Source organism: Roseovarius halotolerans, assembly GCF_900172255.1.
GTDB classification, from domain to species: Bacteria; Pseudomonadota; Alphaproteobacteria; order Rhodobacterales; family Rhodobacteraceae; genus Roseovarius; species Roseovarius halotolerans.
In genome coordinates this window covers 504,692-528,388 of the sequence record NZ_FWFU01000004.1, presented here as the reverse complement: position 1 = coordinate 528,388, position 23,697 = coordinate 504,692, and the positions used below count along the sequence as shown (strand labels likewise).

22 protein-coding genes are annotated in these 23,697 nt (G+C 65.7%); 12 read left to right on the top strand and 10 right to left on the bottom strand.

Annotated elements, in window-relative coordinates:
- Window positions 1-3 precede the first annotated feature (3 nt).
- Together nth and ROH8110_RS17335 are read left to right on the top strand one after the other, a co-directional pair.
- Complete coding sequence (gene nth / locus ROH8110_RS17340; RefSeq protein WP_085819003.1) at window positions 4-648, top strand: endonuclease III; 645 nt, start codon at window positions 4-6, stop codon at window positions 646-648.
- The gene (locus ROH8110_RS17335) at window positions 645-1,631 is read left to right on the top strand and encodes an adenosine kinase (protein ID WP_085819001.1); all 987 of its coding nucleotides are present in this window, start codon (window positions 645-647) and stop codon (window positions 1,629-1,631) included. The genes nth and ROH8110_RS17335 overlap by 4 nt, the downstream gene beginning before the upstream one ends.
- A gap of 22 nt (window positions 1,632-1,653) precedes the next feature.
- Here the strand turns inward: ROH8110_RS17335 and ROH8110_RS17330 are convergent, their stop codons facing one another.
- Window positions 1,654-2,589, bottom strand: a complete 936-nt coding sequence (locus ROH8110_RS17330) for an ABC transporter ATP-binding protein (RefSeq protein ID WP_085818999.1) — start codon at window positions 2,587-2,589, stop codon at window positions 1,654-1,656.
- Window positions 2,590-2,663: 74 nt separating this feature from the next.
- On the opposite strand from ROH8110_RS17330, the gene ROH8110_RS17325 reads away from it, so the two are divergent.
- Both ROH8110_RS17325 and ROH8110_RS17320 read left to right on the top strand, forming a co-directional pair.
- Complete coding sequence (locus ROH8110_RS17325) at window positions 2,664-2,852, top strand: zinc-finger domain-containing protein (protein ID WP_085818998.1); 189 nt, start codon at window positions 2,664-2,666, stop codon at window positions 2,850-2,852.
- A gap of 16 nt (window positions 2,853-2,868) precedes the next feature.
- Complete coding sequence (locus tag ROH8110_RS17320; RefSeq protein WP_085818996.1) at window positions 2,869-3,588, top strand: DsbA family protein; 720 nt, start codon at window positions 2,869-2,871, stop codon at window positions 3,586-3,588.
- A gap of 90 nt (window positions 3,589-3,678) precedes the next feature.
- On the opposite strand, the gene ROH8110_RS17315 is transcribed toward ROH8110_RS17320, so the two are convergent.
- Window positions 3,679-4,056 (bottom strand): VOC family protein, encoded by a 378-nt coding sequence (locus ROH8110_RS17315; RefSeq protein ID WP_085818994.1) that lies wholly within the window; start codon window positions 4,054-4,056, stop codon window positions 3,679-3,681.
- A 149-nt stretch (window positions 4,057-4,205) separates the two neighbouring features.
- Here ROH8110_RS17315 and polA point away from each other — a divergent pair, with 149 nt between their 5' ends.
- The gene (polA, locus tag ROH8110_RS17310; protein WP_085818993.1) at window positions 4,206-7,016 is read left to right on the top strand and encodes a DNA polymerase I; all 2,811 of its coding nucleotides are present in this window, start codon (window positions 4,206-4,208) and stop codon (window positions 7,014-7,016) included.
- Window positions 7,017-7,024: 8 nt separating this feature from the next.
- On the opposite strand, the gene ROH8110_RS17305 is transcribed toward polA, so the two are convergent.
- From ROH8110_RS17305 to ROH8110_RS17290, 4 genes are read right to left on the bottom strand one after another with little or no spacing between them, the layout of a single operon-like run.
- Window positions 7,025-7,762, bottom strand: coding sequence for a proteasome-type protease (locus ROH8110_RS17305; RefSeq protein ID WP_211330791.1), 738 nt, complete (start codon window positions 7,760-7,762; stop codon window positions 7,025-7,027).
- Between the two features lie 16 nt (window positions 7,763-7,778).
- Window positions 7,779-8,579 (bottom strand): transglutaminase family protein, encoded by an 801-nt coding sequence (locus ROH8110_RS17300; protein ID WP_085818989.1) that lies wholly within the window; start codon window positions 8,577-8,579, stop codon window positions 7,779-7,781.
- Between the two features lie 6 nt (window positions 8,580-8,585).
- On the bottom strand, window positions 8,586-9,527 hold the full coding sequence (locus tag ROH8110_RS17295) for an alpha-E domain-containing protein (protein WP_085818987.1): 942 nt from the start codon (window positions 9,525-9,527) through the stop codon (window positions 8,586-8,588).
- 5 nt (window positions 9,528-9,532) lie between these two features.
- Window positions 9,533-10,957, bottom strand: a complete 1,425-nt coding sequence (locus tag ROH8110_RS17290; protein WP_085818986.1) for a circularly permuted type 2 ATP-grasp protein — start codon at window positions 10,955-10,957, stop codon at window positions 9,533-9,535.
- Window positions 10,958-11,259: 302 nt separating this feature from the next.
- On the opposite strand from ROH8110_RS17290, the gene ROH8110_RS17285 reads away from it, so the two are divergent.
- Window positions 11,260-11,673, top strand: a complete 414-nt coding sequence (locus tag ROH8110_RS17285; RefSeq protein ID WP_085818984.1) for a universal stress protein — start codon at window positions 11,260-11,262, stop codon at window positions 11,671-11,673.
- A 25-nt stretch (window positions 11,674-11,698) separates the two neighbouring features.
- Here the strand turns inward: ROH8110_RS17285 and ROH8110_RS17280 are convergent, their stop codons facing one another.
- Window positions 11,699-12,112: a MerR family transcriptional regulator gene (locus ROH8110_RS17280; protein WP_085818983.1), complete on the bottom strand. Its 414-nt coding sequence runs from the start codon at window positions 12,110-12,112 to the stop codon at window positions 11,699-11,701.
- A 73-nt stretch (window positions 12,113-12,185) separates the two neighbouring features.
- On the opposite strand from ROH8110_RS17280, the gene ROH8110_RS17275 reads away from it, so the two are divergent.
- Complete coding sequence (locus ROH8110_RS17275; RefSeq protein WP_085818981.1) at window positions 12,186-13,100, top strand: cation diffusion facilitator family transporter; 915 nt, start codon at window positions 12,186-12,188, stop codon at window positions 13,098-13,100.
- 3 nt (window positions 13,101-13,103) lie between these two features.
- Here the strand turns inward: ROH8110_RS17275 and ROH8110_RS17270 are convergent, their stop codons facing one another.
- On the bottom strand, window positions 13,104-13,853 hold the full coding sequence (locus ROH8110_RS17270; protein ID WP_085818980.1) for a hydroxypyruvate isomerase family protein: 750 nt from the start codon (window positions 13,851-13,853) through the stop codon (window positions 13,104-13,106).
- Window positions 13,854-13,883: 30 nt separating this feature from the next.
- A complete protein-coding gene (locus ROH8110_RS17265) occupies window positions 13,884-14,465 on the bottom strand; it encodes a DUF1285 domain-containing protein (protein ID WP_085818979.1) in 582 nt (193 codons plus the stop codon).
- A gap of 69 nt (window positions 14,466-14,534) precedes the next feature.
- Between ROH8110_RS17265 and ROH8110_RS17260 the strand changes: the two genes are divergently transcribed.
- From ROH8110_RS17260 to ROH8110_RS17245, 4 genes are read left to right on the top strand one after another with little or no spacing between them, the layout of a single operon-like run.
- The gene (locus tag ROH8110_RS17260; protein ID WP_085818978.1) at window positions 14,535-15,542 is read left to right on the top strand and encodes an AAA family ATPase; all 1,008 of its coding nucleotides are present in this window, start codon (window positions 14,535-14,537) and stop codon (window positions 15,540-15,542) included.
- Window positions 15,539-16,417 (top strand): DUF58 domain-containing protein, encoded by an 879-nt coding sequence (locus ROH8110_RS17255; RefSeq protein ID WP_085818977.1) that lies wholly within the window; start codon window positions 15,539-15,541, stop codon window positions 16,415-16,417. The genes ROH8110_RS17260 and ROH8110_RS17255 overlap by 4 nt, the downstream gene beginning before the upstream one ends.
- On the top strand, window positions 16,414-19,236 hold the full coding sequence (locus tag ROH8110_RS17250; protein ID WP_085818976.1) for a DUF4159 domain-containing protein: 2,823 nt from the start codon (window positions 16,414-16,416) through the stop codon (window positions 19,234-19,236). The genes ROH8110_RS17255 and ROH8110_RS17250 overlap by 4 nt, the downstream gene beginning before the upstream one ends.
- A gap of 4 nt (window positions 19,237-19,240) precedes the next feature.
- Window positions 19,241-21,289: a DUF7408 domain-containing protein gene (locus ROH8110_RS17245; RefSeq protein ID WP_085819078.1), complete on the top strand. Its 2,049-nt coding sequence runs from the start codon at window positions 19,241-19,243 to the stop codon at window positions 21,287-21,289.
- A 139-nt stretch (window positions 21,290-21,428) separates the two neighbouring features.
- On the opposite strand, the gene ROH8110_RS17240 is transcribed toward ROH8110_RS17245, so the two are convergent.
- Window positions 21,429-22,124, bottom strand: coding sequence for a DUF599 domain-containing protein (locus ROH8110_RS17240; protein ID WP_085818975.1), 696 nt, complete (start codon window positions 22,122-22,124; stop codon window positions 21,429-21,431).
- Window positions 22,125-22,204: 80 nt separating this feature from the next.
- Here ROH8110_RS17240 and ROH8110_RS17235 point away from each other — a divergent pair, with 80 nt between their 5' ends.
- Window positions 22,205-23,644, top strand: a complete 1,440-nt coding sequence (locus tag ROH8110_RS17235) for an FAD-linked oxidase C-terminal domain-containing protein (protein ID WP_085818973.1) — start codon at window positions 22,205-22,207, stop codon at window positions 23,642-23,644.
- The last annotated feature ends 53 nt before the right edge of the window (window positions 23,645-23,697 follow it).

Here is a 23,697-nt window from a genome sequence, read left to right as displayed (position 1 = left end):
CGCATGGCAAGCCAGCTCGATTATCACACCATCCGCGAGATCTTCACCCGTTTCCAGGCGGCCGAGCCCGAACCAAAGGGTGAGCTCGACCACGTCAACGCCTATACGCTGGTGGTTGCCGTCGCGCTTTCGGCGCAGGCGACCGACGCGGGCGTCAACCGCGCCACGCGCGCGCTGTTTCAGATCGCCGACACGCCGCAAAAGATGCTCGACCTCGGCGAAGACGGGCTGATCGACCATATCAAGACCATCGGCCTTTACCGCAACAAGGCGAAGAACGTGATCAAGCTTTCGCGCATCCTCGTCGATCAATATGACGGCGAAGTCCCCAATTCCCGTGCCGCCCTTCAGGCGCTGCCGGGGGTGGGGCGCAAGACCGCGAATGTCGTTCTCAACATGTGGTGGCACTATCCCGCGCAGGCGGTCGATACCCATATCTTCCGCGTCGGCAACCGCACCGGCATCTGCCCCGGCAAGGACGTTGTCGCGGTCGAGCGCGCTATCGAAGACAACGTGCCGGTCGATTTCCAGCAACGCGCCCATCACTGGCTCATCCTGCATGGCCGCTACCACTGCAAGGCCCGCAAGCCGATGTGCCCGACCTGCATCATCCGTGATCTCTGTCAGTACGAGGAAAAAACCATATGACCAGATACCAGGCCGTCGGCATCGGCAATGCCGTCGTCGATGTCATCACCCAATGCGACGACGATGTTCTGACGCGCCTTGGCATCGACAAGGGCGTCATGCAGCTTGTCGAGCAGCAGCGCGGGGAATTCCTGTTCGACCAGATGCAGAACCGCAACCAGATGCCCGGCGGCTCGGTCGCCAACTCCATCGCCGGTCTGGGGGCGCTCGGGCTCAAGACGGGGTTCATCGGGCGCGTGCATGACGATGCGCTGGGCCGTTTCTATGCCAATGCGATGACCGCCGAGGGGATCGACTTCGTCAATCCGCCCGTGCCCGAGGGCGAATTGCCGACCTCGCGCTCGATGATCTTCGTCTCGCCCGATGGCGAGCGCTCGATGAACACCTATCTGGGGATCTCTGCCGAGCTTGGCCCCGAGGACGTGGACGATGATGTCGCCGGCGGCGCGGCGCTCCTGTTCCTCGAAGGCTATCTCTTCGACAAGCCCAAGGGCAAGGATGCCTTTCTCGCCGCATCGCGTGCCTGCCGCGCGTCGGGCGGGATGGCGGGCATCACGCTTTCCGACCCGTTCTGCGTCGACCGCCACCGCGGTGATTTCCGCAAGCTGGTTCAGGAGCTCGACTACGTGCTGGGCAACGAACATGAATGGTGCGCGCTCTATGAAACCGAGGATCTCGGCGCGGCGCTGGAACAGGCGGCCGCCGAAAGCGGGCTCGTGGTCTGCACCCGCTCGGGCCATGACGTGGTGATCGCCACGGGCGGCGACACGCTCACCGTGCCGGTCCGCGCGGTGCCGGCGCTCGACAGCACCGGCGCGGGCGATCAGTTCGCCGCCGGCTTCCTTTACGGCGTGGCGACCGGCGCGCCGCTTGAGGTGGCGGGGCGCATGGGCTGCATCGCCGCCGCCGAGGTGATCTCGCATTACGGTGCGCGCCCCGAGGCGGATGTAAAGGAGATGTTCCGCGCCGAAGGCCTGATCTGACGGTCTTGATCGCGCCGCGCGGTTACGCCTGGCGCGACCGCGTCAGTTCCAGGAACACGTCCTGCAGATCGGCCTGTTCGGTCTTCACGTCGCGAATGCGGATGCCCGCGCCGCGCACTGCCTCCAGCACCGCCTCGGCGGGGGTTTCGCGCGACTGGTACGTGAACACGAGCGCCCCGTCGGCGCGCTTTTCCACTGTCAGTCCGGGGGCCTGCGGCAGCTCGGTCACATCGCTGTCGGGATGAATGATCATGGTCTTGGAATCCAGCCGTTCCAGCAGGTTGGCGGTGCTGTCGCGCGCGACCACCTCGCCGAAATTGATGATCGCGATCTCGTCGCACATCTCTTCGGCCTCTTCGAGGTAATGGGTCGTCAGGATCACCGTCATGCCCTGCTCGTTCAGGCGGCGGACATTCTGCCACAGCATCTGGCGCAGCTCGATATCGACCCCCGCCGTCGGCTCGTCCAGCACCAGGACATGGGGCTGATGCACCAGTGCCTTCGCCAGCAACAGCCGTCGCCGCATCCCGCCCGACAGCGTGCGCGCATAGGCCTCGGCCTTGTCCTCCAGCCCCACCAGCGCCAGGATCTCGTCGCTGCGCCGCTGCGATTTCGGAACACCGTAAAGCCCCGCCTGCACCTCCAGCGCGGCGCGCGGGGTAAAGAACGGGTCGAGGTTCAGCTCCTGGGGCATGACCCCGATCGAGGCACGGCTCTGGCGCGGGTTCACATCCTGGTCGAAACCCCAGATCGTGACGTGCCCGGCGGTCTTCACCACCAGCCCCGCCAGGATGTTGATCAACGTCGATTTGCCCGCCCCGTTCGGCCCCAACAGGCCAAAGACCGACCCGGCCGGAATATCCAGGTCCACGCCCTTCAGTGCCGGTTTGGCGGGGCTGCCCTTGCTCGCCCCATAGATCTTTTCCAGTCCGCGGATTTCAATGGCGTTCTCGCCCATGGCTGCCCTTGCCCCTGCCTGCCCGATCGCTCATAATCGGACCTAGTGGAAATGTCGTCAAAAGGAAACGCCAGATGGTGACGAAAGCCCCGGAAACCCGGATCGTCGACAGCTACCGCATCGCCTGCGACGGCGGCGAAGGCGCATTGGGCCACCCGCGCGTATGGCTTTCGATCCCGCCTGCGACGGGCTTCGTCGAATGCCCCTATTGCGACTGCAAATACATTCACCACGCCTTCAAGGACAAACTGTCAGCTGCCTGATCGCCGCGACATCCTGATGGCGGGCGCGGCCTCGGTCGTGCTGACGGCGCTCGGCGTGGCCGCCTGGCCGCGTCTTTCGGCGATGCTCGACCCTCAGGTCGCCTTCGATCCCATTCCCGGCCTGCCCGGTTTCCGCCGGGAACGGGGCGCGCCTGCCGCACCCGCCAATGCGCTGGCCGGACTGGAGGGGCAGGGGGCGCCTGGCGCGACGCCCGGCCTTTCGGTCTGCGACCTCCTCTTCACCGAAATGCGCAGCGCGGGTGACGTGCCGCTCGCCTATTTCTCGGACTACCGCTGCACCTTCTGCCGCCGGCTCAGCCCCCGGCTCGCCGCGCTGGCGCAGACAGCCGGAATCTCGCTCACCTGGCATGAACTGCCGCTGCTCGGCCCCGATTCGACCCTTGGCGCGCGCGCCGCCCTGGCTGCACGACGCCAGGGGGCTTACGACGCGTTCCATTCCCGGATGATGGACAGTTCCTTCGTGCCGAATCCCGCCTATCTGCGCCGCCTTGCACGCGATACCGGCATCGACCCCGACCGCCTGATCGCCGACTTGGATCACCCCGGCGTCACCCGCCAGCTCTCCATCACCGCCGATCTTGCCCGCCGTTTCGGCTTCGTCGGCACACCGGCCCTGGTGATCGGGCGCACCGCGACCCTTGGCGCGCTCTCCGATTCCCGCCTCGAACGCCTGATCGAGATCGAGCGCCAGGAACCCACGCCTCCCTGCGTCTGACCGGGCTTCATCTTGCCCAAAATACTCCGGGGGAGTCGCCGCTTGCGGCGACGGGGGCAGCGCCCCCATGATGACCCCGCAAGTCGCACCTCACCCGCCGAAATCGCGATCGGACCTCAGTGCACAGCGATTGCCGTCGGGGTCGTGAAACTCGCCCGTCGTGCCCCAATCATGCTCCTTCACCGTCACGCCAACCCCGCGGGCCATCAATTCGGCCGCCGCATCGCTGACATCGTCGACGTTGAAGCGAAACTTGACCGGACAGGTCTCGAGCGTCTTGCCCTCGGGCTGCGATGTGCCGCCCGTTTCAACCATCAGATACGCGCCGCCCATGTCGAAGCAGGTCAATGTCTCACCGGGGCGGTCGATCTGGTATAGCTGCGCAAGACCCAGGATCTCTCCGTAAAAGGTCACGCAGGCCTGGTAATTCTCCGTGTTGAGAATGATCCCGGTCTTGTTGAATTTCATATCGCGATACCAATTGGCTGATGACGGGGCTGGCGGCAGGGTATCGCCGGATACCGCGCGTGGCCACGATCAATGCGCATGATCCGGCTGGAAGCGCGCGGCACTTCATGGCAATACCGTCCCCGCAGGACATTTGAACGGGGGCGATCATGGGCAATTCATTCGGCAAGGGCTGCCATCTTCACCTGATCGACGGCTCGGCCTTCATCTTTCGCGCCTATCACGCCCTGCCGCCGCTGACCCGCAAGTCCGATGGTATGCCGATCGGTGCAGTGTCGGGCTTTTGCAACATGCTGCAGCGCTACATCGACGGCAACAACGCCAGCGCCGATGCGCCCACCCATATCGCGGTGATCTTCGACAAGGGCAGCCACACCTTCCGCAACGACCTCTACGATCAGTACAAGGCCAACCGCGAAGCCATGCCCGAGGACCTGCGCCCGCAGATCCCGCTGACCCGGCGCGCCACCGAAGCCTTCAACATCGCCTGCAAGGAGATCGAGGGATTTGAAGCCGACGACATCATCGCCACCCTGACCTGTCAGGCGCGCGACGCGGGCGGTCGGGTGACGATCATCTCCTCGGACAAGGACCTCATGCAGCTTGTCGGCGGCGGGGTGGAAATGCTCGACGCCATGAAGAACCGTCTGATCGACGCCGCCGGGGTCGAGGAAAAATTCGGTGTCGGCCCCGATCGCGTGGTCGACGTGCAGGCGCTGGCGGGCGACAGCGTCGATAACGTGCCCGGCGCGCCGGGGATCGGGGTCAAGACGGCGGCTCTCCTGATCAACGAATTCGGCAGCCTTGATGCGCTGCTCGACCGCGCCGAGGAAATCACACAGCCCAAGCGCCGCCAGACCCTGATCGAGAACCGCGCCCAGATCGAACTCTCGCGCCAGCTCGTGCAGCTCGATTGCCACATGCCGCTCGACTTCACACTGGACGATCTGGAACTGCGCGATCCCGATCCCGACACGTTGCTGGGGTTCCTCGCCGAGATGGAGTTCCGCACGCTCTCGAAACGCATTGCCGACAGGCTCGGGGCCGAAGCGCCGGTCATTCCCGATACCGACCCGGCTGGCGCCGATCCGTCCGCGGCGGCGCCCGAATGGCCCGCCATTGCGCCCGATACCTATGAATGCGTCGCGACGATGGATGCGCTCGACACCTGGATCGCCCGCATCCGCGCCCACGGCCATGTGGCGGTCGATACCGAAACCACCTCGCTCAACGAGATGCAGGCGGAGCTTGTCGGCATCTCGCTGGCGGTCGTGCCCGGGCAGGCGTGCTACATCCCTCTCCAGCACCGCGACGGGCAGGCCGAGGACCTCTTCAGCACCGATGCGCTGGCCGAGGGGCAGCTGCCCTTCGAGGCCGTGCTGGCGGCGCTAAAACCCGTGCTCGAGGACGATTCGATCCTCAAGATCGGGCAGAACATGAAATACGACGCCAAGATCTTCGCGCGCCACGATATCGCCGTGGCCCCGTTCGACGATACGATGCTGATGTCCTACGCGCTCAATGCCGGCATCCACGGGCATGGCATGGACACGCTGAGCGAACGCTATCTCGGTCATACGCCGATCCCGATCAAGACCCTCCTGGGCAGCGGTAAATCCGCCATCACCTTTGACCGGGTGCCGCTCATCGACGCGGTGAAATACGCCGCCGAGGATGCCGACATCACCCTGCGGCTGTGGCTCTCGTTCAAGCCGCAGTTGCACCGCGAAAAGGTCACCACCGTCTACGAGACGCTTGAGCGCCCCCTTTCGCCGGTGCTGGCGCAGATGGAGCGCAATGGCGTCAAGGTAGACCGCGACACGCTCAGCCGCATGTCGGGCAAGTTCGCCCAGAAAATGGCCCAGCTCGAAGAAGAGATACACGAACTGGCCGGGCGCAAGTTCAATGTCGGCTCACCCAAACAGCTGGGCGAGATCCTGTTCGATGAAATGGGCCTCGATGGCGGCAAGAAGGGCAAGACCGGCGCCTATGCCACCGGTGCCGACGTGCTCGAGGACCTGGCCACCGAACACGATCTTCCGGCGCGGGTGCTGGACTGGCGCGCGCTCAGCAAGCTGAAATCGACCTATACCGACGCGCTTCAGGATCACATCGATCCCGCGACCGGCCGCGTGCACACGTCCTATGTGCAGACCGGCGCGAATACCGGGCGCCTGGCCTCGACCGACCCCAACCTTCAGAACATCCCCGTGCGCAGCGAGGAGGGCCGCCGCATCCGCGAAGCCTTCGTCGCCGAGCCGGGCAATCTGCTGGTCAGCCTCGATTACTCCCAGATCGAGCTGCGCATCCTGGCCCATGTCGCCGATATCGACGCTCTGAAACAGGCGTTCCGCGACGGTCTCGACATCCACGCCATGACCGCATCCGAAATGTTCGACGTGCCGCTCGACCAGATGACTCCCGAAATCCGCCGTCAGGCCAAGGCGATCAATTTCGGGGTGATCTACGGGATTTCGGGTTTCGGGCTTGCGCGCAACCTGCGCATTCCCCGCTCGGATGCGCAGGGCTTCATCGACCGCTATTTCGAGCGCTTCCCCGGCATCAAGGCCTATATGGACGAGACCGTCGCCTTCGCCAAGGAACACGGCTTCGTGCAGACCCTGTTCGGGCGCAAGATCCACACGCCCGAGATTTCGGCCAAGGGGCCGCGCGCCGGTTTCGCGCGCCGCGCCGCGATCAACGCGCCGATCCAGGGGGCCGCGGCCGACATCATCCGCCGCGCCATGATCCGCATGCCCGCCGCCATCGAAGGGCTGCCCGCGAAAATGCTGCTTCAGGTGCATGACGAACTGATCTTCGAGGTTCAGGAGGACGCCGCCGACAGCCTCATCGACACCGCCCGCGAGGTCATGCAGGGGGCCGCCGATCCGGCGGTCAGGATCGACGTGCCGCTGGTCGTGGATGCGGGGCAGGGGGCGAACTGGGCGCAGGCGCACTGAGCGCCTGTCTATTCCTCGAAGTGAAATTCCGGCAAGCTGTCGAGCGCGTCCTTCAACGCATCACCCCAGCCTTTCGAGATCACCTGGAAATAGGGATCGTCCTGCGCGATGCGCCCGCGCGGGCCCGCCCGCAGGCTCCCGGTGGCGTAGAAATGATAATCGAAGGGCGCGCCCACGGTCAGGTTGGCCTTCACAGTCGAATCGAAACTGACCAGCAGCAGTTTCATCGCCGCCTCGAACCCCAGCCCCCTGTCATAGGCCCGCACCAGGATGGGCCGGCCATACTTGGTTTCACCGATCTGGAAGAACGGCGTGTCCTCGCCCGCTTCGATGAAATTGCCCTCGGGATAGATCATGAACAGGCGCGGCGGGCTGCCGGCGATCTGCCCGCCGATGATCAGCGTCGCGCCGAACGGGCTGTCCGATTGCAGCCCGCCTTGGCCGTGTTGCTCGATCACCTCGCGCAGGGTCTCGGCGACGACCCGTGCCGCCTGAAACAGCGATGGCACCTGCAACAGCGACGGCTGTCGTTCCTCGGGGGATTTACTGCGTTCATCGAGCAGGCTGACCACCGCCTGAGTCGTGGCCAGGTTGCCCGCGGCCATCAGGGTGATGACCCGTTCTCCAGGCTGTTCCCAAAGCGTCATCTTGCGGAAGGTCGAGATATTGTCGAGCCCGGCATTCGTCCGTGTGTCGGACATGAAAACCAGCCCCTCGTCCAGAATCATTCCCACGCAATATGTCATGCCGGGGCCTTTGCTCTTACTGCTGCGCCACGTCGATCTGCACCTCGAGCGTCTCGCCTGTGCCCCCGACCCGCGATCCCGATACCGGAGAAGCATCGCCATAGTCCAGCCCGGTCGCGACCCTCACATAGCGGGTATCGGGCGAGATGCCGTTCGACACGTCGAACCCGACCCAGCCAAGACCCTCGATATGCGCCTCGGCCCAGGCATGCATCGCCTCCTGCACGGTCTTGTCGTCCAGCATGAGGTAGCCTGACACATAGCGCGCAGGCGCGCCCATCTCGCGGGCGCAGGCCAGGAAGATATGGGTGTGATCCTGGCACACGCCCCGCCCCGCCTCGATCGCGTCCTCGGCGCTCCATTCGGGATGCGATGAGCCGACCTCGTACTTGACCGCCGCGCGGATACCGTCCGCCAGCGCGTGCAGCCCCTCCAGGGTGGGGGCTGCCGCCTCGATACCGCGCAGCAGGCTGCGCGCCCCGGCCTTGGCGCGGGTGCGGTCGGTCTCGCGCAGATAGAGCCACAGCGGCGCTGGCCCGCGATGCGCGCCGATCACCCCATGCGTATCGTTCAGCGCCACCTCGCCCTCGCTGATCACGCTCAGTTCCGTGGTGCCCGGCGCAAAGCTGATCAATTCGGTGGTGTTGTGATGAAAATCCTCGAATTCCAGCTCCTTGCGGCCATTCTTCACCTTTGTCTGCCAGCGGATGACCTGCTGCTGAGGCGATGATTTCGGCGTCTTGCGCAATTGCTGAAGTCCGTATTTCACCGGCGTATCGAAACGGTAATGCGTGCTGTGCTGAATCTTGAGTCGCATGGCCCCTCACTCGTAGAAGCGGAAATCAATTTCGATCTGCCGCGCGATCCCGGCCAGTTGCGTCAGCATCTGCTGGATGAATTCATGCAGGCCGAATTCAAACACCGCGCCGATATCATGCACCAGATACATCCGTTCCAGCTGATCGACCTGGCGCAGCGACGGCAGCGGCTTTCGCTTACCCTTGTGCAAGTAGCGCAGATTGCAGTGCAGCTTGTCCACACAAAACGCCAGGCTGCGCGGCATCCGCTTGTCGAGGATCAGGAACTCGGTGATCTCGGCAGGGCCTGCGCCCGCGCCATAGGCCATGCGAAACCCACCCCTTGCCGAGACCGACCGCAGGATGGTTTCCCACTGCACATTGTCGAGCGACGTGCCGACCGCGCTGGCGGTGGGCAGCAGCACGTAATATTTCACGTCCAGGATACGCGCGGTATTGTCGGCACGTTCCAGAAAGGTGCCGATCCGGGCGAAATCGTAGATCTCGTTGCGCAGCATCGTGCCGTGGGTCATGCCGCGCACCAGCGCGGTATGCTGGCGGATCGCCCCCAACACCTTGGGCAGCTCACGTTCCGATACCTTGCGCGCCAGCGCGCTGCGGGTGCGCATGTAGGTGGCGTTGATCGCCTCCCAGACCTCGCCGGTCAGGGCGGTGCGCACCATGCGCGCATTCTGCCGCGCCGCCTCGACGCAGGACAGGACGGAACTGGTGTTCGCGCGCGAGCGCAGCAGCCAGTCGATCGCCGCCTCCTTGGTGATGGTCTCGTTCTCGGCCTGAAACGCGCCCAGCACCCCGGCCGATTGCAGCACCGAAACCCATTCCTCGTCGCGCGCCTCCAGCCGGGTCAGCGCGATGCGCTGGCCCGCCTCGATCAGCCGCGCGGTGTTTTCCGCCCGTTCCAGGTAACGATACATCCAGAACAGGCCATTCGCGGTTTTTCCCAGCATTCCGATCAGTCCCCCAGAACCCAGGTGTCCTTGGTGCCGCCCCCTTGCGAGGAATTGACCACCAGCGAGCCCTTCTTCAGCGCCACCCGCGTCAATCCCCCCGGCGTCACCCGGATGCCTTCGGGGCTGACCAGAACGAAGGGCCGCAAGTCCACATGGCGCGGCGCCAGTCCCTGGCGTGAGAAGATCGGCACCGTGGACAGGCTCAGCGTCGGCTGCGCGATGTAATTGCCCGGCCGCGCCTTCAGCTTCTTGCGGAAACCCGCGATCTCGGCCTTCGTCGCGGTCGGCCCGATCAGCATCCCGTAACCGCCCGAGCCATGCACCTCCTTGACCACCAGGTCGCCCAGGTTCTCCAGCACATGCGCCAGGTCGTCCGGGTCCGAACAGCGCCATGTCGGCACGTTCTCCAGCAAGGGCCGCTCGCCGGTGTAGAATTCGACGATTTCGGGCATGTAGGAATAGATCGCCTTGTCGTCGGCAATGCCCGTGCCCGGCGCATTGGCGATGGTGATGCCCCCGGCGCGATAGACATCCATGATCCCCGGCACGCCAAGCTGGCTGTCGGGGTTGAAATTCATCGGATCTAGGAAATCGTCATCCACCCGCCGATAGAGCACATCAACCGGCTGGTAGCCCTGCGTCGTGCGCATGGCGACGCGCCCGTCCACGACCCGCAGGTCATGCCCCTCGACCAGCTCGACACCCATCTGGTCGGCCAGGAAGGCGTGCTCGAAATAGGCCGAATTGTAGATCCCCGGCGTCAGCACCGCGACCACCGGCTGCGATCCCGCCGCCGGGGGCGCACAGGCCGCCAGCGAGCGGCAGAGGTCGGTGGGATAGTTCTGCACCGGCTGCACCCGGTTCTGACTGAACAGCTCCGGGAACATCTGAAGCATCGTTTCCCGGTTCTCCAGCATGTAGCTCACACCCGACGGCGTGCGGGCGTTGTCCTCCAGCACATAGAAATCGCCCGGCCCGGTGCGGACAAGGTCGATCCCGACGATATGGGTATAGATGCCGCCCGGCGGCTCGACCCCGATCATATGCGGCAGGAAGGCTTCGTTGCGGCTGATCATCTCCTTGGGGATGCGCCCGGCGCGGATGATCTCCTGACGGTGATAGATGTCGTGCAGAAAGGCGTTGATCGCGCGCACCCGCTGTTCGATGCCGCGCGACAGCTTGGTCCATTCCGGCGCCGATATGATCCTCGGGATGATGTCGAAGGGAATCAGGCGTTCTTCGGCCTCGGTGCGGCCATAGACGTTGAAGGTGATGCCGGTCAGGCGGAAAAGTTCCTCGGCTTCGCGCTGCTTGGCGCGCAGGTCGGCGGGGTTCTCCCGGTGCAACCAGTCGTGAAACTGCCGATAGGGCTGGCGAAGGGTCTCGTCATGACCCCACATTTCGTCGAAATACTGTGTTTCGCTCATGGTTCAGCCTTTCACGATCATCGCCTGATCGAATTTATCGCTCCGGGTCGCGCCGCGATGCGCTTTCGTGCCGGTTTGATGGGTAGAGCATCGATTATGCACATTTCCTGGCGCACAGGCACATTAATTAAGCATTCGGGAAAGATCGGCGCGGCGCGCTGTGCTATGATCGCAAGGGTGCCATGCGCTGTTTACATGATGCCGCTTACAGGCGACGCCCTGCCGTTTCCGCGACGCAGCATGGTCGCGAATCAGGTAGGGGCATGCATCCGCGCAACCCGTTCCTGCCGAAAGATTGTCCAATGGCCCGCGAAACCAAACTGATCCTCTGCCCCGTCAACCTTCGCCACATCAAGCTGGAATACAACGCCTATCAAGAGGCCGTCGAGATGGCCCAGCGGCGCGGCGCCAAGCTGATCGTGGCCACGATCGCCCCCGAGATCGAGCGCAACCTGAACATCTATGATTCCGACAAGTACTGGGGGGATGAGCTGAAGAAATTCATCGCCGCCCACCCCGCGACCGGTGTCGAGGTGGAAACCGTCGTACGCAAGGGCGCGGTGCATCGCCAGATCGTCAAGCTGGCGGACGAACGCGGCGTCGATGTCATCGTGATGGAATCGGCCAACCCCAAGGTAAAGGATTACCTTCTGGGCACCACTTCCAGCCATGTCGTTACCCACGCCGAATGCTCGGTCTACGTGGTGCGCAACTGATCCTCACTGCCGTGGCGGGCGCGCGTCAATGCGCCCCGCCGCATTGGTCGTGATCGCCAAAGGCATGCAGGATGCGGCACGGCGCGCCCTCGCGTGCGTCACAGGCATCGGCGATCCGCTTCAGTTCCGTTTCCAGCCGCCGCAGCCGCTTGATGCGGTCGCGTATGTCCTTCAGGTGGTCCTGGGCGATGGCGTGGATCTCGTCATGCGCCGCCGGGTCGTGATCCTCCAGCGCCGCCAGCGCCCGGATCGTGTCCAGAGGCAAGCCCAGGTCGCGCGCATGGCGGATGAAACCCAGCCGTTTCAGCCCGGCCAGATCATAGCGCCTCTGGTTGCCTTCGGTGCGGCCCTCCGGGGCAATCAGGCCCATCCCCTCGTAATAGCGGATCGTCGCCACCTTGACGCCGGTGCGGCGTGACATTTCGCCGATGGAAAACATCGCATTTCCCTCTTGAACCTCTAGTCACTAGAGAGATTAGATTGCTTTGGTCACAGTTCAAAGGGCCATCGCCATGCCGCACGATCATCACCACCATCATCACAATCACGCCGCCGATCTTGGCGGCGACCGCCGCGTCGCCTGGGCGGTCGGGGTCAATATCGCGCTGACGCTGGTGCAGATGGTGGCGGGCGTGATCTCGGGCAGCCTCGCCCTGATCGCGGACGCCGTGCACAACCTCAGCGACGCGCTGTCGCTGGTGATCGCCTTCGCCGCGCGCCGCATCGGTCGCAGACCGGCGGATGCGCAGATGACTTTCGGGTATCGCCGCGCCGAGGTGGTCGCCGCGCTGATCAATTACACCACGCTGATCGTCATCGCGCTCTACCTCGTGGCCGAAGGGGTTCAGCGGGTGCTGAACCCGGTGGGGGTGGATGGCTGGATCGTGGTGGTCGTGGCCGCCGTCGCGCTGGTGATCGACAGCCTGACGGCATGGCTGATCTACGGCATGTCAAAGGACAGCATGAACATCCGCGCTGCCTTCCTGCACAACGTTGCCGATGCGATGGGCTCGGTCGCGGTGATCGTCGCGGGTACGCTGATCCTGCTGTATGACTGGCGCCTGATCGACCCCCTGGTGACCTTCCTGATCGCGGGCTACATCCTCTGGCACGCCAGCGAGGGCATCCGCCCCACGATCCATGTGCTGATGCTGGGAAGCCCCGACGACCCCGCGCTGGGCGATCTGGTCGCGGCCCTCGACGAGATCGAGGGCGTGCGCGATGTGCACGCGGTGCATCTGTGGCGGATGCAGGAACACGAAACCGCCTTCCAGGCTCATGTGGCGATGGAGGACGGGATCGACGGTGTCGCCCTGCGCGCACGCATCAAGGACATGCTTGCCACGCGGTTCGGCATTCACCACGCGACGCTTGAAATGGAACCCGCCGGAACCGCCTGCGCCACGCCCAACCTGATCGGCTCGTAAGCGTCACGCAAGCCAGCCAAGCCCCTCTTCGGTGCGCCCCGCCGGTGTGTATTCACCGCTGACGAACCCGGCATAGCCATCCGCCTCCAGCCGCGCGAAAAAGGCGGGATAGTCGATCTCGCCGCCCGCCGGTTCGTGCCGCCCCGGATAGCCCGCCACCTGCACATGCGCCGCGCGATGGCCATGCCTGTCCCATGCGCCGGCAACGTCGCCGGTGATGCGCCGGGCGTGATAGGCATCGAATTGCAGCGCCAGGTTGGGCGCGCCCACGGTGTCCAGAACCTCGGCGGCCAGATCGAAATCATTAAGGAAATACCCCGGCATGTCATGCGGGTTGATCGGCTCGATCGTCAGCGACTGGTCCGGCGCGGTGGCGGCGGCCCAGGCCAGGTTGCGGATGAACCTGTCTCGCGCTTCCGGCCCTTCGGCCAGCCCGGCCATGATGTGGATATGCCCCGCTCCCAGCACCTTGGCAACGCGCAGCGCGCGGCGGAACGCCTCGGCGAAATCTTCCTCCGCTCCCGGCACCGCCGCAAGGCCACGCCGCCCCGCCTTGTCCCGGCTCAGCGGCGTGTTGATCAGCACCAGCGGCAGGCCCGCATGCACCAGCCCGTCGCGGATGCGATGCACCGGCTCGTCATAGGGAAACAGCAGCTCGACCGCCTGGAACCCGGCCTTTCGCGCGGCCATCGGGCGCGCATGAAGGGGCAGCTCCTGAAACAGCATGGTGATATTGGCGGCAAACCTCGGCATGGCGTATCATGGCACATAGGCGCGTGCCGGTCAGCCCTCGGAAAGATCCGCCTGCGGGATGATGCCAAAGAAGGCACCTCCTGACCAGAGCCCGAACCAGCCATCATGCTCTGTGCCGATGCCGGCCAGCCGGTAAAAGCTCTTGCGGTCGATCAGCGCCTCCAGCCCGTCGCGCACCATCACATAGGGGCGCGGCTCTCCGGTTTCCTCGTCGCGCTCGACGCGGATAGGGTTGTCGGGGCCGGCGACCACCCGCTCGCCCATATTCGTCTCGAATATCAGTTCCTGCGCCGCGCCGCTTCCCTCGGCCTCGACATCCACCGCCACGAAAGGCGCGTCATCGACGGTGATTCCCACCTTTTCGACCGGGGTCACCAGGAAATAGCTGTCGCCCTCGCGCCGCAGGATGGTGGAAAACAGCCGCGCCAGCGCGAACCGGTTGATCGGCGTGCCTTGGTAGAACCATGTCCCGTCCGCCGCGATCCGCATGTCCAGATCGCCGCAAAACTCCGGGTTCCACTTGTGGACAGGGGGCAATCCCTTGCCTTGGGCCGCCCGCACCGCCTCGGCCAGGCTTTCCGCTGACGGGCTCGTGATCATGTCCTTGCTCATTGCTTTTGCCATTTCGGTCTCGCGCGATACACTCATACACAAGGATATAATCTCGACAGGAGTTTTGCCATGACCGATGACGCCGATCTGCTGGCCGGGATCGAGGCCCTCGAAGACAAGCTGGCCCAGGCCCGCAGCTCGATCACCCGGCGCTTCATCGGCCAGGAACGGGTGGTGGACCTGTCGCTTTCGGCGCTCCTGTGCGGCGGGCATGGCCTGCTGATCGGGCTTCCCGGCCTTGGCAAGACCCGCCTCGTCGAGACCCTCAGCACCGTGATGGGCCTCGACGCCAACCGCGTCCAGTTCACGCCAGATTTGATGCCTGCCGACATTCTGGGGTCCGAAGTGCTGGAAACCGGCGCAGATGGCGGGCGCGCCTTCAAGTTCATTCCCGGCCCGGTCTTCTGTCAGCTCCTGATGGCGGACGAGATCAACCGCGCCAGCCCGCGCACCCAGTCGGCGCTGCTGCAGGCGATGCAGGAACGCCAGGTCACCGTCGCGGGTGAAAACCGCCCGCTCACGCCGCCCTTCCATGTGCTTGCCACCCAGAACCCGATCGAACAGGAGGGCACATACCCGCTTCCCGAGGCGCAGCTTGACCGCTTCCTGGTGCAGATCGACGTCCCCTATCCCGACCGCGACACCGAGCGCGGCATCCTGCTGGCCACCACCGGGGCCGAGGAAACCGAATCCTTCCAGGTCTTCACCGCCGAGGAACTGATCGCCGCGCAAACCCTGCTGCGCCGGATGCCGGTGGGGGATTCGGTGGTCGAAACCATCCTCGATCTGGTGCGCGCCTTCCGGCCCGAAGATTCCTCCGCCTCCGAAGCGGTGCAAAAGGACGTTGCCTGGGGGCCGGGCCCGCGCGCCGCACAGGCGCTGATGCTGACGGTGCGCGCGCGCGCCATGCTGCAGGGCCGCCTTGCGCCCGATATCGGCGATGTGGCGGCGATGGCGCAGCCGGTGCTCGTTCATCGCATGGCGCTCAATTTCGCGGCGCGGGCGCGCGGCGAAAGCCTCGAGGGTCTGATCGCCGAGACCGTCTCGCAGATCACCCGCGCTGAGGCCGCCGCGTGACCCAAGCCGCCCGTCTTCGCGCCCGGTCCGAGGCCGAAGCCGCCCCGCTGCCGCCTCTTCTGGCGCGGGCCGAGCAACTGGCGGGGACCGTCCTTCTGGGCGAACATGGCCGTAGGCGCTCGGGGATGGGCGATGACTTCTGGCAATACCGCCCGGTGATGCATGGCGACGCGCGGCGCGATATCGACTGGCGGCGCTCGGGCAAATCGGACGCCGAATTCGTGCGCCAGCGCGAATGGCAGATCGCCCAGAGCGTGATGATATGGGTCGATGACGCGGCCTCGATGCGCTTTACCTCCGATGACAACCTGCCGCGCAAATCGGACCGCGCACGGCTCTTGTCGCTGGCGGTCGCGATCCTGCTTGATCGCGCGGGCGAACGTGTCGGCCTCACCGGCCATGCCCTGCCGCCCCGGCGCGGGCAGGCGCAGATCGCCCGCCTCGCCGAGGCGCTGACACAGGACAGCGATGCCGATTACGGCACGCCCGATCTGCGCGGGCTTCTCGCGCATGGCCGCGCGCTGTTCGTGTCGGATTTTCTTGGCCCGCTCGACGGCGTGCAAAAGGCCCTGACCCGCGCCGCCGACCGTGGCGTGCAGGGCGCGATGCTGCATGTCCTGGACCCGGCCGAGGAATCCTTTCCCTATCGCGGCCGCACCATTTTCGAGAGCATGGGCGGCTCGATGGCACATGAAACGCTCAAGGCCTCCGAGCTGCGCGACCGCTATCTCGAACGCCTCGCCACCCGCAAATCCGAGCTGCAATCGCTATGCGCCGTGACCGGCTGGCAATACGGGCTGCACCACACATCCGACAGTGCGCAATCGGCGCTGCTCTGGCTCTATGGCGCGTTTGACGGCGGGGGCAGGCGATGATCCCCGGCGCAATCGGCTTTACCGCGCCTTGGCTCTTGCTGGCGCTCGCGGCGCTGCCCGTGCTGTGGATCCTGCTGCGCGCCGTGCCGCCCGCGCCGATCCGGCGGCGGTTTCCCGGTGTGGCGCTGCTTCTGGGGTTGCGCGACGACGACTGCGTGACCGACCGCACGCCGTGGTGGCTGTTGCTGCTGCGGATGCTTGCGGTGGCGGCGGTGATCGTCGGGCTGGCCGGTCCGGTGCTCAACCCGCGTGCCGGTGGCGCCGACGCCCCGCGCGGTCCCATGCTGATCGTGCAGGACGCCAGCTGGGCCAGTGCGCGCGACTGGTCTGCGCAGATCGGCCTGCTCGATTCCCTTCTGGCCGAGGCCGGGCGCGCCTCGCGTCCCGTGGCGTTCCTGCGCCTCTCGCAGCCCGAACCGCCCGTCCTTCGCGCCGCCGAGGACTGGCGCAGCCGCCTCACCGGTCTTGAGCCCGCGCCCTTCTCGCCGACCCCCGCCATGAATGACGCGGCCCTCGCCGCCCTCGACACAGCGCTCGATGGCGGGCTGGGCGATGCGCTTGGCGCAGGCACGCTTGAAACCCGCTGGTTCTCCGACGGCCTCTCGCGCCCCGGCCGCGACGCTCTGCTTGCCGCACTTGAACGCCAGGGCACCGTCACCGTGCATGAAAGCCCCGCGCCGGTGATCGCGCTGACCCCCGTCGTGATCGAGGACGGCACCGTGCAGCTGACCGCCCTGCGTGCCCGCGCCGGCACTGCGCGCGACATCACCATCGAGGCCCACGGCCGCGACCCCCAGGGCAACGCGCGCCTGCTGGCCACCCTGCCGATGCGCTTCGAGGATGACGCCACCACCGCCGATGGCGCGCTTTCCCTTCCCGCCGAACTGCGCGCCCGCATCACCCGGTTCCAGGTCGCAGGGCAGGGCACCGCCGGGGCCGTCACGCTGACCGATGACAGCCTCAAGCGCCGCGAAGTGGCGCTGATCGCCGGGCGCGAGGACCGCGAGGGGCTCGAACTCCTCTCGCCGCTGCATTACCTCGAACAGGCGCTTCAGCCCTCGGCGGAAATCCTGGACGGCGCGCTGCTCGAGATCCTGCCCGCCAATCCCGACGTGATCGTCCTTGCCGATGTCGCAACCCTCGCCCCCGGCGAGGAAGAGGCCCTGCTCGACTGGATGGATCAGGGCGGCTTGCTGCTGCGCTTTGCAGGCCCGCGCCTTGCCGCCTCGGACGTGTCGCGCGACAGCGAAAACCCCCTGATGCCGGTGCGCCTTCGCGCCGGTGGCCGCAGCGTCGGCGGCGCGATGAGCTGGGGCGAACCCAAGACCCTCGCGCCCTTCCCCGAAGACAGCCCGTTCGCGGCGCTGGACGTGCCCCAGGACGTGACCGTATCGGCGCAGGTCATGGCGCAGCCCGATCCGGTGCTGGCCGAGCGGGTGATCGCGCAGCTCTCCGACGGCACCCCGCTTGTCACCCGCAAACGGGTCGGCGCGGGGCAGGTGGTGCTGTTCCACGTCACCGCCAATGCCGAATGGTCCTCGCTGCCGCTCTCGGGCCTCTTCGTGCAGATGCTCGAACGGCTCGCGGTTTCGTCGGCCGTGGCGCTGCCCGACCTTGCGGAAATGGAGGGCACCACCTGGCAGCCGGTGCAGGTGCTTGACGGCTTCGGCCAGCTTGAGGATGCGGGCACCCTGCCGGGGATCGCGGGCGAACGCCTGATTTCCGACGCGCTCGGCCCCGATCTGCCCCCCGGCCTCTACGAGGGGCCGGACCGGCGGCTGGCGCGCAACGTGATGCAGGCCGAGGATACGCTTGCGCCCAGCACATGGCCCGCGAGCATCCCCGTCGAAGGGCTGGCGCGCGCGCCCGAAACGCCGCTGGGTGGCTGGCTTCTGGGGCTTGCCGCGCTCCTGCTGCTTGCCGACATCATCGCGTCGCTGGCCCTGTCGGGGCGGCTGATACCCGCCCCCGCCACCCGCAGCGCCGCCAGCCTTGGTCTCGCGATCCTCATGGCGTCGGTTTTCCTGCCCGACGGCGCCAGCGCCCAGGCCACGCCACCCGCCAGCGACAAGGAGTTGCGCGCAGCCTCCGAAGTGGTGCTGGCGCATGTGCTGACCGGCGATGCCACGCTTGACGATACCGCCCGCGCCGGGCTCGAAGGGCTCTCGGAAACGCTGTTCTTCCGCACCTCGGTCGAACCCGCATCGCCCATCGGTGTCGATCTCGAAACCGATGACCTGGCCATCTACCCGCTGCTCTACTGGCCCGTCACCCCCGAACAGCCGCTTCCCTCGCAAGAGGCCTATGCAAGGCTCAACACCTACCTTCGCAGCGGTGGCATGATCCTCTTTGATACGCGCGACGCCAATGTCGCGGGCTTCGGTGCGTCATCACCCAACGGGCAGATGCTCCAACGCCTCGCCGAGCCCCTCGACATCCCGCCGCTCGAACCGGTCCCCGACGATCACGTCCTGACCCGCGCCTTCTACCTGTTGCAGGATTTTCCGGGCCGCCATTCGGGCCGCCCCGTCTGGGTCGAAGCCGCACCGCCCGATGCCGAAAAGATCGACGGCATGCCGTTTCGCAACCTCAACGACAACGTCACCCCGGTGGTGATCGGCGGCAATGACTGGGCCTCTGCCTGGGCCGTGGATTCGCGCGGCAACCCGATGCTGCCGGTGGGCCGCGGCTATGCCGGTGAACGCCAACGTGAACTGGCCTATCGCTTCGGGGTCAACCTCGTGATGCATGTGCTGACCGGCAATTACAAATCCGACCAGGTGCATGTGCCCGCACTTCTCGACAGGCTGGGGCAATGACGCCATGACCTCGACCATCGTCTTCGACCCGCTCCTGCCCTGGTGGCTGATCGCGCTTCTGGCGCTGGTGACGGCCTGTGGCATCGCGCTTGCGCTCGTCCGGGGTCTCTCGGGCTGGCCGCTCAGGGCGTTGGCGGGGGCGGTGATCCTCGCGGCTCTCACCGGCCCCGTCTACCAGCAGGAGGACCGCAAGCCGCTGACCGACATCGTGCTCCTGCTCGAAGACGAAAGCGCCAGTCAGCGCCTCGCCGAACGCGGCGAAACCACCGCCAGTGCCGCCGAAACCCTGGCCGCCCGGATCGAGGCCCGCGACAATACCGAACTGCGCCGCATCACCGTGCCCGACGGCACCGACAATGCCGGGACCGAGGCCATGACCGCGCTGTCCGAAGCCCTGGCCGAAGAACCGCGCGGCCGCATCGCCGGGGCGATCCTGCTCTCGGATGGCCGCATCCACGACATGGACCGCGCGCCCGACATGCCCGCGCCGCTGCACCTTCTGCATACCGGGCGCTCCGATGACTGGGATCGCCGCCTGCGCATCGACAACGCCCCCGCCTTCGCGATCCTCGGTGAAGAGGTCAGCATGACCCTCACCATCACCGACGAGGGCGCCGCCCCCGAAGGCGTCCGCGACGTGCCGCTCGACATCTCGATCGACGGTGACGAACCCCAGCGTTTCAACGTGCCGCTTGGGCGCGAGATCGAACTGCCCCTCAGCCTGCCGCATGGCGGGCGCAACGTGCTGCAATTCACGACGCCCTACGTGGATGGCGAACTGACCGACCGCAACAATACCGCGCTCGTGCAGATCAACGGCGTGCGCGACCGGCTCTCGGTCCTGCTGGTCTCGGGCGAACCCCATGCGGGCGGGCGCACATGGCGCAACCTGCTGAAATCGGACAGCTCGGTGGACCTCGTGCATTTCACCATCCTGCGCCCCCCCGAGAAACAGGACGGAGTGCCGGTGCGTGAACTCTCGCTGATCGCCTTTCCCACGCGCGAGCTGTTCCTCGAAAAGATCGACGATTTCGACCTGATCATTTTCGACCGCTACAAGCGGCGCGGCATCCTGCCCTCGATCTATCTCGAGAACGTGCGCAACTACGTCGAGAAGGGCGGTGCGGTGCTGATCGCGGCGGGTCCTGATTTCGCCAGCGCCGACAGCCTGTATCGCACACCGATCGAACCCATCGTGCCCGCGCGCCCGACCGCCCGCGTGATCGAGGAACGTTACCGCCCCAAGGTCAGCGAACTCGGGCAGCGCCATCCGGTCACCGCCGGGCTGGAACAGGAATTCGACGGTGAATGGGGCCGCTGGATGCGCCAGATCGAGGTCGAACAGACCGCCGGCGACATGGTGATGACGGGCAAGGACGATCGCCCGCTGCTGGTGCTCGATCGCGTCGGCGAAGGCCGCATCGCGCTCCTGGCGTCGGATCACGCCTGGCTCTGGAACCGCGGCTACGAGGGCGGCGGACCGCAGCTCGAATTGCTGCGCCGCCTCGCGCATTGGATGATGAAGGAACCCGAACTCGAGGAAGAAGCCCTCTGGGCCGAAGCCACCGGCCAGCGGATGCGTATCATCCGCCGCTCGCTTTCGGGTGATATCGGTGACGTGACCATCACCAGCCCCTCAGGCGAAACCTTCGAGCGGTCCCTCGAAGAGGTCAGCCCCGGACGCTTCGAGACCCAGTTCGGCGGCCCCGAGATCGGCCTCTACCGGCTCGAGAATGGCGATCAGAGCGCGGTGATCGGCCTCGGCCCCGCCGCGCCGGTCGAATTTGAACAGACCATCGCCAGCGCCGCCCCCCTCGCCCCGATGCTCGAACAGAGCGGCGGCGGCGCGCTCGCCCTCGAAGACGGCATGCCCCGCATCCGCGACGTGCGCCCCGGTCGCCCCGCCGCCGGGCGCGGCTGGATCGGCCTCACCCCGCGCGGCGCTTTCGAGACCGCCTCGGTGACGCAAACCGCGCTCCTCCCGGCTTGGGCAGTGCTGCTGCTGATCTCTGCGCTGGTCGTCGGCGGCTGGCTGCGCGAAGGCCGCCGCTAGGACCGCGCCCAGCCCTTCATCTGGCCCGAAATACCTCGGGGGGTCCGGGGGGCTGGCCCCCCGGCCTCGGACTGCAAAAAGGTGTCGCGCAGATTTCGTACAAAACCGCTGTACAAAACGGACGTTTCGTACGGTTTTTCTACTCGGTCTGGATCAGGACGGCGCGCGACTGCGAGGCGAATTCGCGCCGCAGGAGCACAAGGCAGGTGAACCCCACCGCGACGATCAGCGCCTCGGCGCCAAGTAGCCAAACCGTTGATGTCAAAGCGAAATAAACCGATCGCAGACCCCGGTTGAAGCTTCTCGCCGCGGTGATGTTGATCTCCCCCGACTTGGCCGCCCGTTTCTGGCACAGCGCATTCTCAGGCTCATTCGGCACCGCCGCCATCAAGACCGCGCAATACCCGAACAGCCGGTTCGACCACACGAACTTGAGGAATCCATTCGCCAGAAAAACAAGCAATACCAATACCTTGACTTCCCAAACGATGTTGGGGTCGGCGCCCAGCGTCAGGTCTTCGGCGACCCCGATGAACCGCTCCATGTTGCCAAACAGCGCCAGGCAGCCACCGATCGCGATCATCGTCGCCGAAGCGAAGAACGACGTCCCCTGCCGCAGCGTGGCAAGGATCTGCGCGTCGAAGATGCGCGGTTGCCGCGTGATCATCTGGACCATCCAGTCGCGCCGGTATTGCGCCATCAGAACAGATACCGAAGGGCGGGATTTCGGAGGGTTTTCAATGAAGTAGCCGATCACGATCCAGCTGCCGAACAGCAGGCCGACCGCCCAGTAATCAAGCGGCGAAAAGAGGCTGAGCCGATCCGTCCAGTCCATTCTTTCAGATTATCCTGCCGAAGAACAACTTGCCAGCCCCTCATGATTGGTTATATTTTATTACCAATAGGAGACGTTACATGGACATGCCCCCGCCCAACCCGGCGATTCTCGCGCGGAAATCCGAACTGGTCGCCCGCCTGCACCGCGCTCTGCCCAGCGACGCGGTGATCTCGGACCCCGCCGAAACCCGCGTCTATGAATGCGATGCGCTAACCGCGTATAAATGCGCGCCCATGGCGGTTGTGCTGCCGGGCTCCACGCAAGAGGTCGCCGAGGCACTGCGCATCTGTCACGAAATGAGCGTGCCGGTGGTGCCGCGCGGGGCGGGAACCTCGCTCGCCGGGGGCGCTCTGCCCAGTGCCGACAGCGTGATCCTTGGCGTGGCGCGCCTGACCGAAGTGCTTGAAACGGATTACGAAAATCGCTTCATCCGCGTTCAGACCGGACGCACGAACCTGTCGGTCACCGGCGCCGTCGAGACCGAGGGCTTCTTCTACGCGCCGGACCCGTCAAGCCAGCTTGCCTGTGCCATCGCGGGCAACATCGCGATGAATTCGGGCGGCGCGCATTGCCTGAAATACGGGGTCACCACCAACAACCTTATGGGGGTCACGATGGTGCTGATGGATGGCACCGTGATCGAGCTCGGGGGCGCGCATCTCGATGCGGCGGGCTATGACCTCCTGGGGCTGATCTGCGGCTCCGAGGGGCAGCTTGGCGTGGTGACCGAAGCGACCCTGCGCATCCTGCACAAGCCCGAAGGCGCGCGCCCGGTGCTGATCGGCTTTGATTCGAACGAGGTCGCGGGCCACTGCGTCAGCGATATCATCAAGGCCGGGGTGCTGCCGGTCGCGATCGAGTTCATGGACCGCCCCTGCATTCGCGCCTGCGAGGCCTTTGCCGGTGCGGGCTACCCCGATTGCGAGGCGCTGTTGATCGTCGAGGTCGAAGGGTCGGACGCCGAGATCGACGAACAGCTTGAAACCATTATCGAAATCGCCCGTGCTCATGACCCTGTCGAGCTGCGCCAGAGCAACTCGGCCGAGGAGAGCGCGCGCATCTGGCTGGGCCGCAAATCCGCCTTCGGCGCGATGGGGCAGATCAACGACTACATGTGCCTCGACGGCACCATCCCGGTCAGCCAGCTGCCCCATGTGCTCAAGCGCATCGGCGAGATGTCGGGGGAATTCGGGCTGGACGTGGCGAATGTGTTTCACGCGGGCGATGGCAACATGCACCCGCTGATCCTGTTCGATGCCAACAAGCCCGGCGATCTGGAGCGCTGCGAGGCGTTCGGCGCGGCGATCCTCAAGCTTTGCGTCGAGGTCGGCGGTTGCCTGACCGGCGAACATGGCGTGGGCATCGAGAAACGCGACCTGATGATCGACCAGTATGCGCCGGAAGACCTTGAAATCCAGATGGCGGTGAAGGATGTGTTCGATCCCGGGTGGCTCTTGAATCCGGCCAAGGTTTTTCCCCTGCAATCGAGCGCCGCCCGCAGGGACGCCGCAGCATAAGGGGGCGCTGCCCCCGTCGCCGCAAGCGGCGACTCCCCCGGAGTATTTTTGGC